Origin of the sequence: Mycobacterium liflandii (assembly GCF_022354805.1) — a bacterium.
Lineage (GTDB): Bacteria > Actinomycetota > Actinomycetes > Mycobacteriales > Mycobacteriaceae > Mycobacterium > Mycobacterium marinum.
The window spans coordinates 3,539,476-3,554,154 of record NZ_CP023138.1 but is presented as its reverse complement, the minus strand read 5'-3'; the positions used below and the strand labels follow the sequence as shown (position 1 = coordinate 3,554,154).

Annotated in this window: 15 protein-coding genes and 2 pseudogenes; 10 read left to right on the top strand and 7 right to left on the bottom strand. The window is 64.0% G+C overall.

From position 1 onward, the window contains the following. The first annotated feature begins 11 nt into the window (after positions 1-11). From CKW46_RS15945 to CKW46_RS15935, 3 genes are all read left to right on the top strand, one after another. Positions 12-794 (top strand): SDR family oxidoreductase, encoded by a 783-nt coding sequence (locus CKW46_RS15945; protein WP_012394675.1) that lies wholly within the window; start codon positions 12-14, stop codon positions 792-794. Between the two features lie 89 nt (positions 795-883). Next, positions 884-2,152 carry an acyltransferase family protein gene (locus CKW46_RS15940; protein WP_238559603.1) on the top strand — a complete coding sequence of 423 codons (1,269 nt, stop codon included), beginning with the start codon at positions 884-886 and terminating at the stop codon, positions 2,150-2,152. Between the two features lie 165 nt (positions 2,153-2,317). Beyond that, on the top strand, positions 2,318-3,229 hold the full coding sequence (locus CKW46_RS15935) for a universal stress protein (protein WP_020725455.1): 912 nt from the start codon (positions 2,318-2,320) through the stop codon (positions 3,227-3,229). Positions 3,230-3,657: 428 nt separating this feature from the next. On the opposite strand, the gene CKW46_RS15930 is transcribed toward CKW46_RS15935, so the two are convergent. Continuing rightward, positions 3,658-4,344 carry a TetR/AcrR family transcriptional regulator gene (locus tag CKW46_RS15930; RefSeq protein ID WP_117435955.1) on the bottom strand — a complete coding sequence of 229 codons (687 nt, stop codon included), beginning with the start codon at positions 4,342-4,344 and terminating at the stop codon, positions 3,658-3,660. Between the two features lie 93 nt (positions 4,345-4,437). Between CKW46_RS15930 and CKW46_RS15925 the strand changes: the two are divergent. The 5 genes and pseudogenes from CKW46_RS15925 to mbp1 all read left to right on the top strand — a co-directional run bounded on the left by CKW46_RS15925 (position 4,438) and on the right by mbp1 (position 9,061). Continuing rightward, positions 4,438-5,582, top strand: a pseudogene (locus tag CKW46_RS15925) (VOC family protein). After that, the gene (locus tag CKW46_RS15920; protein WP_117435954.1) at positions 5,579-6,535 is read left to right on the top strand and encodes a fumarylacetoacetate hydrolase family protein; all 957 of its coding nucleotides are present in this window, start codon (positions 5,579-5,581) and stop codon (positions 6,533-6,535) included. Before CKW46_RS15925 ends, CKW46_RS15920 begins: the two are co-directional and overlap by 4 nt. Beyond that, positions 6,532-8,075 (top strand): annotated as a pseudogene (mhpA, locus tag CKW46_RS15915) (bifunctional 3-(3-hydroxy-phenyl)propionate/3-hydroxycinnamic acid hydroxylase MhpA). The gene CKW46_RS15920 and the pseudogene mhpA overlap by 4 nt, the downstream one beginning before the upstream one ends. A gap of 64 nt (positions 8,076-8,139) precedes the next feature. Next, complete coding sequence (locus CKW46_RS15910; protein WP_015355737.1) at positions 8,140-8,613, top strand: acetyltransferase; 474 nt, start codon at positions 8,140-8,142, stop codon at positions 8,611-8,613. A gap of 214 nt (positions 8,614-8,827) precedes the next feature. Next, positions 8,828-9,061, top strand: coding sequence for a microaggregate-binding protein 1 (gene mbp1 / locus CKW46_RS15905; RefSeq protein ID WP_012394683.1), 234 nt, complete (start codon positions 8,828-8,830; stop codon positions 9,059-9,061). Between the two features lie 141 nt (positions 9,062-9,202). On the opposite strand, the gene CKW46_RS15900 is transcribed toward mbp1, so the two are convergent. After that, the gene (locus CKW46_RS15900; protein ID WP_012394684.1) at positions 9,203-9,601 is read right to left on the bottom strand and encodes a MerR family transcriptional regulator; all 399 of its coding nucleotides are present in this window, start codon (positions 9,599-9,601) and stop codon (positions 9,203-9,205) included. Positions 9,602-9,746: 145 nt separating this feature from the next. Here CKW46_RS15900 and CKW46_RS15895 point away from each other — a divergent pair, with 145 nt between their 5' ends. Both CKW46_RS15895 and folE read left to right on the top strand, forming a co-directional pair. After that, positions 9,747-10,196 carry an Hsp20/alpha crystallin family protein gene (locus CKW46_RS15895; protein ID WP_012394685.1) on the top strand — a complete coding sequence of 150 codons (450 nt, stop codon included), beginning with the start codon at positions 9,747-9,749 and terminating at the stop codon, positions 10,194-10,196. A 728-nt stretch (positions 10,197-10,924) separates the two neighbouring features. Then, positions 10,925-11,371: a GTP cyclohydrolase I gene (gene folE, locus CKW46_RS15890; protein ID WP_482053351.1), complete on the top strand. Its 447-nt coding sequence runs from the start codon at positions 10,925-10,927 to the stop codon at positions 11,369-11,371. Between the two features lie 34 nt (positions 11,372-11,405). Here the strand turns inward: folE and CKW46_RS15885 are convergent, their stop codons facing one another. The 5 genes from CKW46_RS15885 to CKW46_RS15865 all read right to left on the bottom strand — a co-directional run bounded on the left by CKW46_RS15885 (position 11,406) and on the right by CKW46_RS15865 (position 14,674). Further along, entirely contained in the window at positions 11,406-12,293 is an 888-nt protein-coding gene (locus CKW46_RS15885) for a universal stress protein (protein WP_015355735.1), read from the bottom strand. A gap of 16 nt (positions 12,294-12,309) precedes the next feature. Continuing rightward, positions 12,310-12,654, bottom strand: coding sequence for a ferredoxin (fdxA, locus tag CKW46_RS15880; RefSeq protein WP_012394688.1), 345 nt, complete (start codon positions 12,652-12,654; stop codon positions 12,310-12,312). An 89-nt stretch (positions 12,655-12,743) separates the two neighbouring features. Continuing rightward, entirely contained in the window at positions 12,744-13,628 is an 885-nt protein-coding gene (locus tag CKW46_RS15875; protein WP_012394689.1) for a universal stress protein, read from the bottom strand. Between the two features lie 168 nt (positions 13,629-13,796). Beyond that, positions 13,797-14,063, bottom strand: coding sequence for an anti-sigma factor (locus CKW46_RS15870; protein WP_015355734.1), 267 nt, complete (start codon positions 14,061-14,063; stop codon positions 13,797-13,799). Further along, positions 14,060-14,674 carry an RNA polymerase sigma factor gene (locus tag CKW46_RS15865; protein WP_117435951.1) on the bottom strand — a complete coding sequence of 205 codons (615 nt, stop codon included), beginning with the start codon at positions 14,672-14,674 and terminating at the stop codon, positions 14,060-14,062. The genes CKW46_RS15870 and CKW46_RS15865 overlap by 4 nt, the downstream gene beginning before the upstream one ends. Positions 14,675-14,679 lie beyond the last annotated feature (5 nt).

Below are 14,679 nucleotides of genomic sequence, written 5' to 3'. Positions count from 1 at the left end.
GAGGAGAGGCTATGGCTGGGCGGTTGACCGGAAAGGTCGCATTGGTCAGTGGCGGCGCACGCGGCATGGGCGCATCGCATGTTCGGGCGCTGGTGGCCGAAGGCGCTCACGTGGTCCTCGGCGACATCCTCGACGACGAGGGCAGGGCCGTCGCCGCCGAACTGGGCGACGCGGCCCGCTACGTCCACCTCGACGTCACCCAGCCCGAGCAGTGGACGGCCGCGGTGGACACCGCGGTCAACGAGTTCGGTGGACTGCATGTTCTGGTCAACAACGCCGGCATCCTGAACATCGGGACCATCGAGGACTATGCGCTGTCGGAATGGCAGCGGATCCTCGACATCAACGTCACCGGTGTCTTTTTGGGGATCCGCGCCGCGGTCAAGCCCATGAAGGAGGCCGGCCGCGGATCGATCATCAACATCTCATCGATCGAAGGGCTGGCCGGCACCATCGCCAGCCACGGCTACACGGTCAGCAAGTTCGCTGTGCGCGGGCTGACGAAATCCACCGCACTCGAGTTGGGGCCCAGCGGCATTCGAGTGAACTCGATCCACCCCGGGCTGGTCAAGACGCCAATGACCGAGTGGGTCCCCGAGGACCTGTTCCAGACCGCACTGGGCCGTGCCGCCGAACCCATGGAAGTCTCCAATCTGGTCGTCTACCTGGCCAGCGACGAGTCGAGTTACTCGACTGGCGCGGAATTCGTGGTCGACGGCGGCACCGTGGCCGGCCTCGCGCACAAGGACTTCAGTGCCGTCGATGTCGCGGCTCAGCCGGAGTGGGTGACGTAATCGGCAAGCGAAGGGGCGACCGAGCCCGCCAGGTCGATCATCAGGCAACGCCAACCGAAACGCGGCCCAACACAGGCGCCAAGAAACCGGTGCGCGACCTTGCGGTGGACTACTACCGCGTCTCCGGTGTGGTGCTCATCGTCGCAGGGCATTGGCTGGCCGGATCCGTCACCTATCACGATGGGCGGTTCGGTCGGCAGAACCCACTGGTGGAGTTGCCCTGGACGCAGTGGCTGACCTGGCCATTCCAGGCGGTGCCGGTGTTTTTTCTGGTCGCCGGCTATGCCGGTGCGGTGTCGTGGCGACACCACTACGACGGCGACCGTGCCTCGCGCGAGGCTTGGGTGCGGCATCGGCTGGCCCGAGTGCTCGGCCCCACGGCGGTGTATGTCGGGCTGATCTCGGCAATAGTGGTCACGCTGCGCGGTTTCGGCGTGCCCGGCTCGGTGCTGGATTATGCGGGTTGGGCGGTGGCGATGCACCTGTGGTTTCTCGCCGTCTATGTGGTGCTCGCGGCCCTCACCCCCATTGCCATTGCCGCACATGATCGCTGGGGCTTGGTCGTACCGCTGGCACTGGCGGCGGCCGTGGTGGCGGTAGACGCGGTTTCCCTGGGGGGCCATCTCCCCCAGCTGGGCTGGCTGAACTACTTGTTCTGCTGGGGCATGCTCTACCAGCTCGGAATCGCTTGGCAAACAGGGCTGTTGACGGGCAGCCGACCCGCGGTGCTAGCTGCCGTGTCAGCGATTGCGCTGACCCTGTTGATTTGGATCGGCCACTATCCGATCAGCATGATCGGCGTTCCCGGCCAAGCCGTACAGAACACCACACCGCCCACGGCTGCCATGCTGGCGTTCGGATGCCTGCAAGCCGGAATCGCGGTGATGGCCGCGCCTGCGCTCAATCGCGCACCGCGATCCGGACGGGTTCATCGGGTGCTGTCGTTCGCCAACAACAACGTGATGGCGCTCTATCTGTGGCACATGGTGCCGGTCGTGATCGTGGCCGTCGTCGCCTATCCGGCTGGGCTGTTGCCGCAACCGGAGCTCGGAACAACGGCTTGGTGGTTGGCCCGCCTGGAGTGGGAGGTGGTGCTGATGCTGGTCACCGCGGTCGAGATGGTGATGCTGTGGTGGCTTCGGCGCCTCTTCGAGGCTCCGCTGCCCACGGTCGGTGTGGCGCTGCCGGCGCGGTGGGCCGAGTCGGTCATGCTGACCGGCGCCGCCATGTCAGCGTACTTCCTGTGGTTCATCGCCACCGAGGGCTTCGCACCGTCCGGCAGATTTCCATGGGTAGCCGCGATCGTTTTCGCCTTCGGGTTGGTGCTAGTGGCCTGCCGCCCGGCTAGGGCCGAGTGAACTCCCCCACACCGCGACGCCAACACCTGACGGGCGAGGGCCGGCCGCGCACCGAAAAGGACCGGCCGTGCCGGAAACCCGCGACGGCAACCACAGTCACTGATTCGCCCGCCAACCCCACGGCGCACCGATAGCATCCAAGGGCAGGGGGAACGAGGCAAACCAATGTCCAGGTTCGGCAAACATCCCGGGATTGTGGTCGGCGTCGACGGTTCGCCCGGTTCCAAGATCGCGATCCGCTGGGCTGCGCGCGACGCCGAGTTGCGCAACGTTGCACTGACTTTGGCTCATGTGCTGCCCACCACCGCGGGGACCCGGCTGAGTTCCTCGTTAGCTCCGCAACACACCGGCAAACTGCGAGAACGCGGCCAACAACTGCTCGACGAGGCCCTGCAGATCGCCAACGAAAGCTGTCAGCGCGGCCCGAACCAGATCAACCTGGAAATGCCCAGCGGGACGGCGGTGTCTGCGTTGGTCGACATGTCCAAAAACGCCGACTTGCTGGTGGTCGGATACCTCGGTACCGGCACCCTGCGGGGACGCCACCTGGGCTCGGTGAGCGCCGGCCTCATCTATCACTCGCACTGTCCCGTGGTCGTCATCCACGATGACGTCGACTTGAATCCCGACAGGGAGCGGTCCACGGTACTGGTCGGCATCGATGGCTCCCCGACTTCGGAACTGGCGATCGCGCTCGCATTCGACGAGGCCTCACGTCGCAAGGTCGATCTGACCGTGGTGCACACGTGGCAACCGCCGAATGTGTTTGATCCGATCGTCGGCTTTCCCGGTCCGGGCTGGCGGACGCTGCGTTCCCGAGAGGACCAGATCGTGGCCGAGCGACTGGCCGGCTGGACCGAGAGGTACCCCGACGTCGCCGTTCACCGCATCATCGCGCGCAACAACGCCGCACCTGAGCTTGTCGACAGCTCGACGCAAGCCCAGCTGGTGGTGATCGGCAGCCATGGCAGCGGCGGATTTGCCGCAATGCTGTTCGGTTCGGTCAGCGCCGCGGTGGTGCTACTGACCCATGTTCCGGTCATGATTGCGCGACGATCGCCGCCGACGCCCGGCTAACTCTGCCCGTAAAGCGCTGTGCGACAGCGACTCTGACGAGAACCAAGCCACCGGCCAGGCGGCCGGCAAGCCATTCGGGTTGCGCTGCCCATATGGGTAGCCTACCCTAACTTCCAGCGACAGAAAGGCTGGTTGCACGCCCATGCTGCCCATCGATCCACACGCCGATGCCTCCCGATGGGCTTGGCTACCGTGCCCACGCTGCCCGTGGGGCCGCGACACATGCCAGGACTGCCGTAGCGGCCGCAACTGCGGCACCCATTGGCAATATCTACTGAGCAATCGCGCGACCGAGTTGCACCTGCAGTGCCCGAGTTGTGCGGCCCTGTGGTCGACGGATACGCGAAATCGTCCGCGGACCCACGCCGTCGGCCAACACTAGGGCTACCTGCGCGAAAAGCGGCAAACACGCCGCCCCAGGGCGGCCATCACGCGGCCGAGTCGGGTTGATCCCAGCCGTCCAGGTCCGGCAGTGGGCGTCGACAGATGGCGCGAGCCTGCTCGGCATCGAGTCCGAATAAGCGCAATAGGTCTTCGGTCACCGCGTCGGCGGCCGCACAGCCGTCCCGTTGCGGGTCGGCCCGCAACAAGGTGCCCAGGCCCAGCAGCGCCCCGCCGGCCATGGCCAGCGCTAGTTCCGGGTCCTCTACCCGAAACCGACCCGCATCGGAAGCGGCCTTGATGTCACGCAGGGCCCGAGGAGCCAGTCCCCGGTCCGAGGACAGCAGGGCCGCGCCATTGGCCAACAGGATCTCGCTCTCTTGCGGGCGGCGCCGGAAGAGTCTGCCAGTCAGCCGAAAACTGGCAGCAAACGTTTCGGCGGGGTCTTCGATCGACGCGGTACACCGGTCCAGCAGCGCCCCGTGTGCGTCCAGCACATCGGCGACAGCGGCCTCGAACAACTGCTCCTTGCTATCGAAGTGGTTGTAGAACGAGCCCATGCCGACGTCGGCAGCTTGGGCGATTTCCAGCACCGGCACATTGAGTTTGCCTTCGGCGATCAATCGTTGCGCAGCCCTGAGAAGGGCCGTGCGGGTGCGCCGCTTACGCCGCTCCGAGCGGTTCGCCTGGGCGGGCGCGCCCCGATCCGATGTCGTCACCAAAGCAGTATGCATCACTTGTGATGATTTCGTCAGAAATGTTGACCGAGTGGCGCCTCGTATGTGACGATTTCGTCAGTTAGTGACCAGGAAGTGGCGGTGGACGCGATGGTCGACATCGGCGGTGACCTGAAGAAGGGCGTACATCAGGACATGCACAGCGAACAGGGCGCCCGGCCTGACGAACACCCCGGCAGGTCCGGTAATCCGATCATCAAAGTTGTCGACCTGGCGTGGCTCGAGTTCGAGAAGCCGGATCTGGTTCGTACCGAGGCGTTCGCGCGCGCCTTCGGCCTACAGACCGCATGACGCAGCCCCGACGAGCTTCGGTTGCGTGGCACCGATGCGGGCGCGGCCTGTGTGATCGTGCGCCGTGCGCCACGGACCCGATTCGCCGGCGTGGCCTACCGGGCCTGCGATGAGGTCGACGTCCTGCGTCTTGCCGATAAATGCGGGGCAACCGCACGACCGCTGCCGGAGACCATCGGCGGGCTTACGGTCGATCTGGTCGACCCCAGTGGAATGGCGGTACGCGTGGTTGCGGGCATGGATGAACTGCCCACGCTTCCAACGCAGCAACCAAGCGTTCTGAATTTCTGACATGATCTGTCACGCGCCAACCTTCCCCAGCGCCCCCGCGGGTACCCGCCCGGATACAGCGGCTAGGCCATGTGGTGGTGCAGTCTACCAGGTACGCCGAAGCGCTGAACTGGTACCTGGACCACTTGGGGATGATCGTCAGCGACTTCCAGTTCTTCCCCGGTCAGCGCGACCGCGGCCCCACCATGAGCTTCATCCGCTGCGATCGCGGCTCGACACCGGCAGATCACCACACCTTGGCGATGGCACTGGGTCCGGCCAACCGCTACCTGCACTCGGCCTATCAGGTAAGTGACCTCGACGCCCTCGCCGCCGGTGGCGAATACCTCAAGGAGCGCGGCTACTTTCGCTCGTGGGGCATCGGCAGACATATTCAAGGCAGTCAGATCTTCGACTACTGGCGCGATCCCGACGGCTTCCTTGTCGAACACTTCACCGATGGCGACATGTTCGACAACAGCCTCGAACCCGGCTGGGCCCCGTTGACCGCTTCAGGCTTGGCCCAGTGGGGGCCGCCGGCGACCAAAGACTTTCTCGGAACCGGCCCGAAATCCGCTCGCCACGAGCTAGTTTCGATGATCACCGCATTGCGGGCAACCAATGAGTTCGACTTCAACCGCCTCATCGGCCTACTGAAAGTTCCCTCCCTATGACCATATCCGTACTGCACACCGCCGACGGCTGGTGGGTAAAGACCGCGAGTGGAGCCGCGCAGGTGGCCACCGCCGCGGTTACCACCGCCGAGTTGCTTACCGACCGGGCCGCGATCGACCTGGCTGCAAACAGCGGCGACCGTACACCCATCGACGGCCTCCAGCTGATCTCACCGGTGACCCGACCCTGCCGGGTCGTGGCTCAGATGACCAATTTCGAATCGCACGTCAAGGATGCGGGGATGGACCCGACCGCGGTTCCGTTGACCTTCTTCCGCAAAGCGTCGGCATCGATCACCGGCCCGTTTGACGACATCGTCAAGCCCGCACACGTCCAACTCCTCGACTATGAGGTGGAGATAGGGCTGGTGATCGGTCGGGCAATTCCCTTGGGAACCAATCTCTCCGATGCGAATCTGGCCGACTTCATCGCCGGCTTGGTCGTCGCCAACGATGTGTCGGCACGCGACATTCAGCTTCCGCAGACACAATTCTATGAAGCCAAGTCCTACCCGACCTTCACACCAATCGGACCGCAGCTTGTGTTGCTCGACGCCGACGAACTCCGGCGCTTCGGCGAGCTGCGACTGCGACTGCGACTGCGACTGCGACTGAGCGTGAATGGTGACGAGCGACAGAACAGCCTTGTCGAGGGCGACATGCTGTACCGGCCCCTGCAGGCCCTGCAATCACTCAACCAGTTTCAGGAACTCGCGCCCGGCGACTTGGTGCTCACCAGCACGCCGGTGGGCACCGCACTCAGCGCGCCGCCCAAGCCGGTCGAGATCATCGGAAACCTGTTGCCGCCGGCCCTCAAATGGAAAGCGTTCTTCAAGCGTCAGGCCAGCAACCCGAAATACCTTCAAGACGGTGACATCGTCGAAGCCTCGGTGCGCACCGACGATGATCTCATCGACCTCGGAACCCAACACACCGCTGTGCGATACGCGTGAGTGACAAGCCATTCCAGACGATCCGGCAGGTACCTGTCGTCATCGTCGGCGCCGGGCCAACCGGCATCACCGCCGCGACCTTACTGGCCCAATACGGCGTCGAATCCATGGTTCTGGAACGTTGGACCGACGTGTACCCACAGCCCCGGGCCGTACACCTCGACGACGAAATCTACCGGGTGATCGCTCGTCTGGGCATCGCCGACGAATTTGCGGCAATCTCTCGGCCGACGCAGGGTTTGCGGCTGCTCGACAACCGATTCAACGTGCTCACCGAATTCCATCGCGACCCCGCACGCAGCCTCCATGGCTTCCCGCAAGCCAACATGTTCGACCAGCCGGAGTTGGAGACCTTGCTGCGGGCAAACCTCAAGCGCTACGCACACGCGCAATTGCGTGGCGGCGCGGAGGTCATCGAGATCTGCGATACCAACGAACTGCTGCGCGTTACGTTTACCGATCGATCCGACGGCAGGGTCCACCATGTCGACGCCGAATACGTACTGGGCTGCGACGGCGCCAACAGCATGGTCCGCAGCCACATCGGATCCACGATGGCGGATCTGAACTTCCAGCAACGCTGGCTGGTCGTGGATGTGGCCACCGAGTGCGACCTGGCGCAGTGGGACGGCGTGTACCAAGTGTGCGATCCGTTTCGCGCCGCCACCTACATGCGCATCGGGCAATCTCGCTATCGGTGGGAGTTTCAGCTACGCCCCGGTGAACGTACCGAGGATTTCAACTCGATAAGCGCGTTGCGTCCGCTGATCGCACCGTGGACTACCGACATCGCGGAGGGAGACCCACCCTGTTGCGCGTCGCCGAATACACGTTCCGCGCTCAAATCGCCGACCAGTGGCGCCGCGGCAACATCTTCATCCTGGGGGACGCAGCGCACCTCACTCCCCCGTTCATCGGCCAGGGCATGGGAGCCGGACTGCGCGACGCGATGAACCTCAGTTGGAAGATTGCCGCCGTCCGATGCGGCACTCTGACCGCAGATGCCCTTGACACCTACCAGCAGGAACGCAAACCGCACACCCGCCAGCTGATCCGACTGGCGCTGGCCATCGGTCAGTTCATGACCGGCGGCGGCCGGTTGGGCAACGTTGTTCGCCGCGCCCTACTACCCCGAGTCCGTTTCGTTCCCGGCCTGCGCGACAAGATCAGCGACTCGACCACGCCCGCACTGCATGCTTCGGCGTTGGTGCACAAGACACATCGGCTCGGCCGATCACGACAGCTCGCCGGCTCGCTATGCCCTAATCCACTACTGCCCGAAGGCCAACGACTCGACGCTGTGATCGGGACGCGGTTTGCCGTCATCACCTCGACGTCACTGGGCGAGGCCCAGGAACTGCTCTTGCGCCGGCGCGATGTGTTGGTGGTGGTCACCCCGCCCGCGAGTAGCCTTGCCGATTGGCTGCGCCGCGGCGGAGTCAAGGCGGTGCTGGTGCGGCCGGACCGGACGGTGATGCGGGCAGCACGTGACACGGTCGCCCCGTGCTCATGGGCCGACCGCGCGCTGCAAGCCAGTTAGTGCCGATGTCCACCGCCGGACCCGCGCTGTTAGGCACGAGCCGCGGCTGACCTAGCCTGGTCGGATGAATGCGCCCAACGAGTTTTTGCTGCGGCCGTGTCGTGGGCAGGCTGAATGGCCTGCGCTGGTGCAAATCTGGCGCGGCGCGGTCGAGGCGACTCACCACTTCTTGACCGCCGACGATATCGACTTCTACGAGACGAAGCTGGCCAATGAGTACCTGGGACTGGTTGCGCTGACGGTCGCGGTCGCCGAGAATTTACCGGTGGGGTTCTCCGGAATCGCCGACGGGAAGTTGGAAATGCTGTTTATTGATCAGCAGTTTCGCGGACGCGGCGCCGGTTCTGCCTTGCTGCGCGCTGCGTTGGCCGCAATTCCGGACCTGTTGGTCGATGTGAACGAGCAGAATCCGCAAGCCGTCGGCTTCTATCATCGCCACAGTTTCGTGACGTTCGGGCGCTCGGAAACCGATGGCGACGGGCGTCCGTTTCCGCTCCTGCATCTGCGGCGCGGGTCGGCTCCACCGCGCCCCAGCTGACCACGGCCCAACCAGCCGCGGGTGACTGCCTGGGCCGCTCGAGGTGACTCAGGCCACACGTTTGAGCCTGAAGCCTTCTGGAAACCCCTCTTCGTGCAGGGGAATTCCGGATCCAGACGTGAAGAAGACGCGCTAGTGCTCCGGACTCTGCTGGCTGAGCGCACCGATCGAACTGCGCGGTAGCCGTTTGACAACAAGCATCAAGGAGGAATCCATGGCGGACAAGAGTGGCCCCCAAGAAGCTGTCGAGGGCGTCGTTGAAGGCGCCAAGGGCAAGGCAAAGGAAGTCTTTGGAGCCGTGACCGGTCGCGATGACGTCAAGCGCGAGGGTCAGGCCCAGCAGGACAAGGCCGACGCTCAGCGTGACGCGGCCAAGAAGGAAGCCGAGGCAGAAGCTGCTCGCCGCGGCGCCGACGTCGCCGAAGAGCGCCAGAAGGCCAATCAGTAGTCAGCACCCTCCGATGGGCTCAGTCCGAATGGCGGACTGGGCCCATCGGCTTGCAAACGGGTCACGGTACCGGCCCCACAGCGCGCGAGTCTAGGTAATGGACTGCAGCTAAACGGTTTTCGACCGCATTGCGCGGACCTGTCAAGAAGTGTCGCCGCCCTCACCGTTCTCGGCGGACCGCCCATGGTTCATCAATCTCACGGCCGCCCTCGCGGCATCGCGCAGGGAGCGATTGCTGGCCAGCAGGTCGCAATTCGCCGCAGCCAGAGCGGCATTGTCGTCTTCGAGGTTAAGAATGCGTGAGATTCCGGCCAGATTGATGCCGGCCTCGATGAGGACGCTGACGCGCTGCAGCCGGACCAGATCATCGGCACTGTAACGGCGGGTACCACCTTCGCTACGCGCGGGGGTCACCAGCCCATGGCGCTCATACAGACGAAGCGACTGCACCGCGATACCCGAAAGCTCCGCCGTCACCGAGATGCCGTACACGCCGACATCGGGGGCCGGCCCTCCGGCGTGGCCGGGACGATCGGCCATGGCCACCTCCTCGACTACCCCTCGCGCAGAAAACCTGTCTATCACACTTGCGCTGTGCTACCGATAGTGTTATACATAAATCTATGTCGTCTGACATAGATAAATTGAACTACCAATTACAGGATTGGAGTGAGAGGTGGCCGCAATGTTGATGCGTACCGACCCGTTCCGCGACCTGGACCGCTTCGCCCAGCAAGTGCTTGGCACGTCGGCCCGACCAGCGGTAATGCCGATGGACGCGTGGCGAGAGGGTGACAAATTCGTCGTCGAGTTCGATCTGCCGGGCATAGACGCCGACTCCCTGGACATCGACATCGAACGCAATGTGGTGACCGTTCGCGCCGAACGGCCGGCCGTGGACCCGAATCGAGAGATGCTGGCCAGCGAACGACCCCGTGGAGTATTCAGCCGCCAGCTAGTACTTGGCGAGAACCTCGACACCGCCAGGATCGCGGCCTCCTACACGGAAGGTGTGCTGAAGCTGCAGATCCCGGTGGCCGAAAAGGCCAAGCCGCGTAAGATTTCGATCACCAGAGGTGCTGGCGACAAAACCATCAGCGAAAACGGTGCGCATCCTGAGGTGATAGAAGCCTGATCCACTACTGGGCGAAGCGCGGCCGTCCCGCCGGACGCTAAACCTTGCCGGAGTTGACAACAGCCGCGCTTCGCCCAGACACATCCGCAGTTGGACGCCACACAACAGCAGCGCTTAGTCGCCAAATTACTTGCACGCTTTGGGTTTTAGCTGATGACACGGGGCTGTCGGCGTATCGCTTGGCGGCAAGCATCTGGAAGGTATCCGCGAGTACCTGGCCCGCTTCCCTCAATCGGGGGACATCTCTTTCACCCCCATTCATGACTGATCAGCCGACAGACAACGGCGCGCCGCGGCGGCACCATGACAGTGGAGCAGTGACCAAGTCGCGCGCTCTTGGCTGACACCCCCGCAAGCAAGAGGGTTCCAACGTGAACATCGTGACCATCGCCGCCTGCCAGATGATTCGGGCGGTGGGATAAGCGCCATGCCATCGGCACCCCACCAGGGGCGCTACCAGATGCCGCCGTTGCGGCCCAGCGCCTGGCAAATGACAAATGACGGCGTCGCGTACGGGGCGGCGTCCTACCACCCGAATTCGGGCTACCCGCATTCGGGCCGGCGCCCGATGAATTCACCGGCGTGGTACGACAACAACCCAGACCTGGCCGTCGAATGCGCCGTCCAGCAGTTACTCGACGCACTGGGCGTGGACGACGGAGAGCACACCGCCGGGACGCCCGCGCGCGTCGCACGAGCGTGGCGAGAGATCACGAGCGTGGCGAGAGATGTTGTGGGGATATCACGAGGTACCGGAGGACCAGCTCGCTACCGACTTTCCCGCTCCCGATGACCCGGGACTGATCGTCATGCACGGCATTTCGTTCTCCTCCACCTGCGCACACCATCTCTTGCCGTTCACCGGCACCGCCACGATCGCCTACCGCCCGCATCCGGGCCAGCGCATCGTCGGCTTGTCCAAACTGGCCCGGCTGGTGGACGGTTACGCCGCACGGCTGCAGGTACAAGAGCGCATCGGACAGCAAGCGGTGGACGGAATAATGCGCAGGCTCAACCCCTCCGGAGCCATGTGCATCATCACCGCCAGACACGATTGCATGCGACTGCGCGGGGTACGCGATCCGGCCGCCGAGGCGACTACCGAAGCGCGAAAAGGTATTTGGTCAGATCATGAAATGGCGTTGATTCATCGCCTGCACGGCGGAGCCCGCTGAAATCGGCGCCGTCATCGGATGTAGCGAAACCGAATCACGATGACCGCGCCACTATCACCGGCATCCGCACGGCATGCACGACCGCGTTGCTCACCGAGCCGAGCAGCACACCGGTGATGCCGCCACGGCCGTGACTGCCGACAACCACCAGTTGAACGGTTTGCGACATTTCGACCAGCTGATGAGCGGGTTTGTCGCATACGACCACCCGCCGGACGGTCACATCGGGATAGCGTTCCTCCCAGCCTGCCAGCCGCTCAGCGAGGCTCAGCCGGGCTTCGGCTTCCATCGTCGACCAGTTCAGGCCCGGTAGTTCGACCACATCCTGGTCACTCCACGCGTGCACCGCGATCAGCTCGACGCCGCGGCGTGATGCCTCATCGAACGCGACCGCGGTAGCCAGCTCCGAAGCCGGGGAGCCGTCGATCCCCACCAGGACCGGCGCATGCAGCGGATCCGGGATCATCGGATCTTCGTCGCGAATGACCGCCACTGGACAGCTGGCACGTCGCACCAGGCTCGAGCTGACCGAACCCAGTAGCACCCGGGCCAGCGCTCCGTGCCCAGAGCTGCCCACGACCATCAGTTCTGCCTCGGCGGACATCTCGACCATGGTCGGTACCGGCAAGGAGAAGACGATCTCACTTTTGATGGTGAGCTCGCGGTCCCCCGCCACCGACTCCTCGGCGATCTTGACCGCACCGGCAATGACCTTGCGCCCCTCGTCTTCCTGCCACACGGCCCAGGTATCGGGATAAGGCATCGGCGGCCACGTCGCCACATCGGTGTTGACCACGTGGACCACGGTCAGTAGCAGATTCCGCATCGCCGCGTCCCGGGCTGCCCAGCAAACGGCGGCATTCGATGCCGGTGAACCGTCGACTCCAACGACAACGCCGAGACGCTTTCCGAGTGTGGACATGTCCGTGCTCCTCCGATTACAAGCCGCTTGGCGGCATGGCAGCGATCAAAGGTGTGTCGACACCGATGCGCCCCACTGTATCCGCACCGCCCGGCGAGCCGAGCGGTGCGTCGCGGCCCGGCAGGATCTCGCGGAAAAAAGCCGCATTGTCGGCGAGGTGGTGTCGCTGCTCGTCCGGAAGGTCCTCTTCCCAGTAGATCGCGCCCACCCGGCAGGTCGTCTTGCAGGCACCACAATCAACGCACTCATCGGGGTTGATGTACATCGTGCGAGCGCCCTCATAGATGCAATCAACAGGGCATTCCTGAGTACACGACTTTTCGGCGACGTCCACGCATTCTCGGCCGATCACATAGGTCATGGCCACAAGTTACAAAACACCTGGCGATACCCGCGTCTATCGAAAGGCCTGACGAGCAGGGACCAAAGACCTTTGTCGGGCGGCTGCCACTAGGCGGGACGGACGACGATCACCGGAACTTTCGCCGAGTGGGCCACCGTCGAGCTGACCGAACCCAGGAGCATGCCGGGGAACCCTCCGCGGCCCCGATTTCCGACGATCACCAACTGTGCGTGCTGAGCTTCCTCGAGCAGCCAATGCGCGGGCTTGTCGCAGACCAACGAACGCTTGACGTGCACATCGGGGTACTGCTCCTGCCAGCCCGCCAGGCGCTCAGCCAGGATCTCCTCTCCTTGACTCTCACGCTCGCGCCAATCCATACCGAGGATGGGAAACACGCCAACGTCGCTCCATGCATGCAGGGCTACCAGGTCCACGCCCCGGCGGGACGCCTCTTCGAACGCCATAGCGGTGGCGGCTTCCGCGGCCGGTGATCCATCGATACCCACGACCACGGCCGCGCCTGGGTCCGGAGCCGCGCCGCTATCGGAGTGAACCACCGCGACCGGACAATGGGCATGGTGAAGCAGCGCCGAGCAGACCGAGCCCAACAGCATGCGGCCCAGTGCGCCCATCCCCTGGCTGCCCACTACCACCATCGAGGCCTGCGTTGAGGCTTCGATAAGCGCGGCCACCACATTGGAATAGACGACCTCTGTGCGCACGTCTGGCGACTCCGAATCACCCAGCGCCTCCGAGAGGACCTTACGGGCCCGCTCCATCACGCTGTTGGCTTCGTCCCGCTGCCAATCAGGCATTTCCGCATACAGCTGGCCAACAGGCCAACCGACGACCACGGGGGCCACCCCGTGCATCAAGGTGATGGGTGTGCGATGAAGACCCGCCTCGCGGGCGGCCCAGGCTACCGCGGCATCCGACTGCGCGGAGCCGTCAACAGCGACCAAGATTCCATATTTCTTTGCACCACTCGACATTCCATACTCCTCGCGTCGGGCCCAGGTACCTGGCGAGCGATAGGCCAACCGGGATCCCGGCACCAGATCGCCCTGGTTTGAGTCCCGACCTGACCGTATACGACAGACCGCGTTGAGCAGCAGAGTCCATGGACCCCACATTGCCGCCCAGGCTGACCCGCGAACACCTCACTGCTCGCTGGCGCGAAACGCGTTGATCGCGTTGATGACCCCCGCGATCTGCTCGTTGCTGAGCTTCTCCCCGTCGAAGGCGACGTTGAGCAGGATCTTCAGATCGAGCATTTGTTGCAGGTAGACGAGACACGGAGGACAGTCCTGCAGGTGTTTTTCCACAATCGCTCCCCACTGCTGCGGATCCGCATCAACCAGGTCATCAACGAGGTGGACGAACTCGACGCAGTCAATCGCAGGAACTGTGTTGTCGTAGACGGTCATCGTTGGTAGCGCTTCTCCAGTTCGGCGCGAAGGTTTCCTCGCCCCCGGTAAAGCAAAGCGCGTTGCGCTTCGGCGGACAGCTCAAGAGTATGGGCTGCCTCCTCGGCAGATATCCCTAACAGATCGCGCAGGATGACCAGTCGTCGCTGGCATGGTGGCAGCGCATCCAGCGCCGCCCTTACGAAACCGACGGTTTCCTCCGCCACAGTTTGATCTTCTGGGATGAACCGCCTCGACGGCGGCACGCTCCAGTGCCCGGCATCCGGATGGCCGGCGGGATGCATGCGCCCAGAGAGCGGATCGATTTCTTCGGTGGCCAGCACCTCGTGCGCACGGATCCGTGAGTCACGGCGCCGGTACCGCGATGCGGTGTTCTTAACGATGCCGAATAGCCAGGTTGCCACCGACGATCGCCCCTCGAAGGAGTCCGAAGACTGGATGACCTGCACCCACGCTTCCTGTACCGCTTCTTCGGCTATCGTCGGCGGACTCACCATGGTGCGAGCGAAATTCACCATCTGCCTGTGGTAGTCCCGAACCAAGCTGGCCAGCGGGATGCCGCCGACCATGTGCTCGGATGTGGGCTCGGGGGGTACCGCGGTCGGGGTCATCGTTG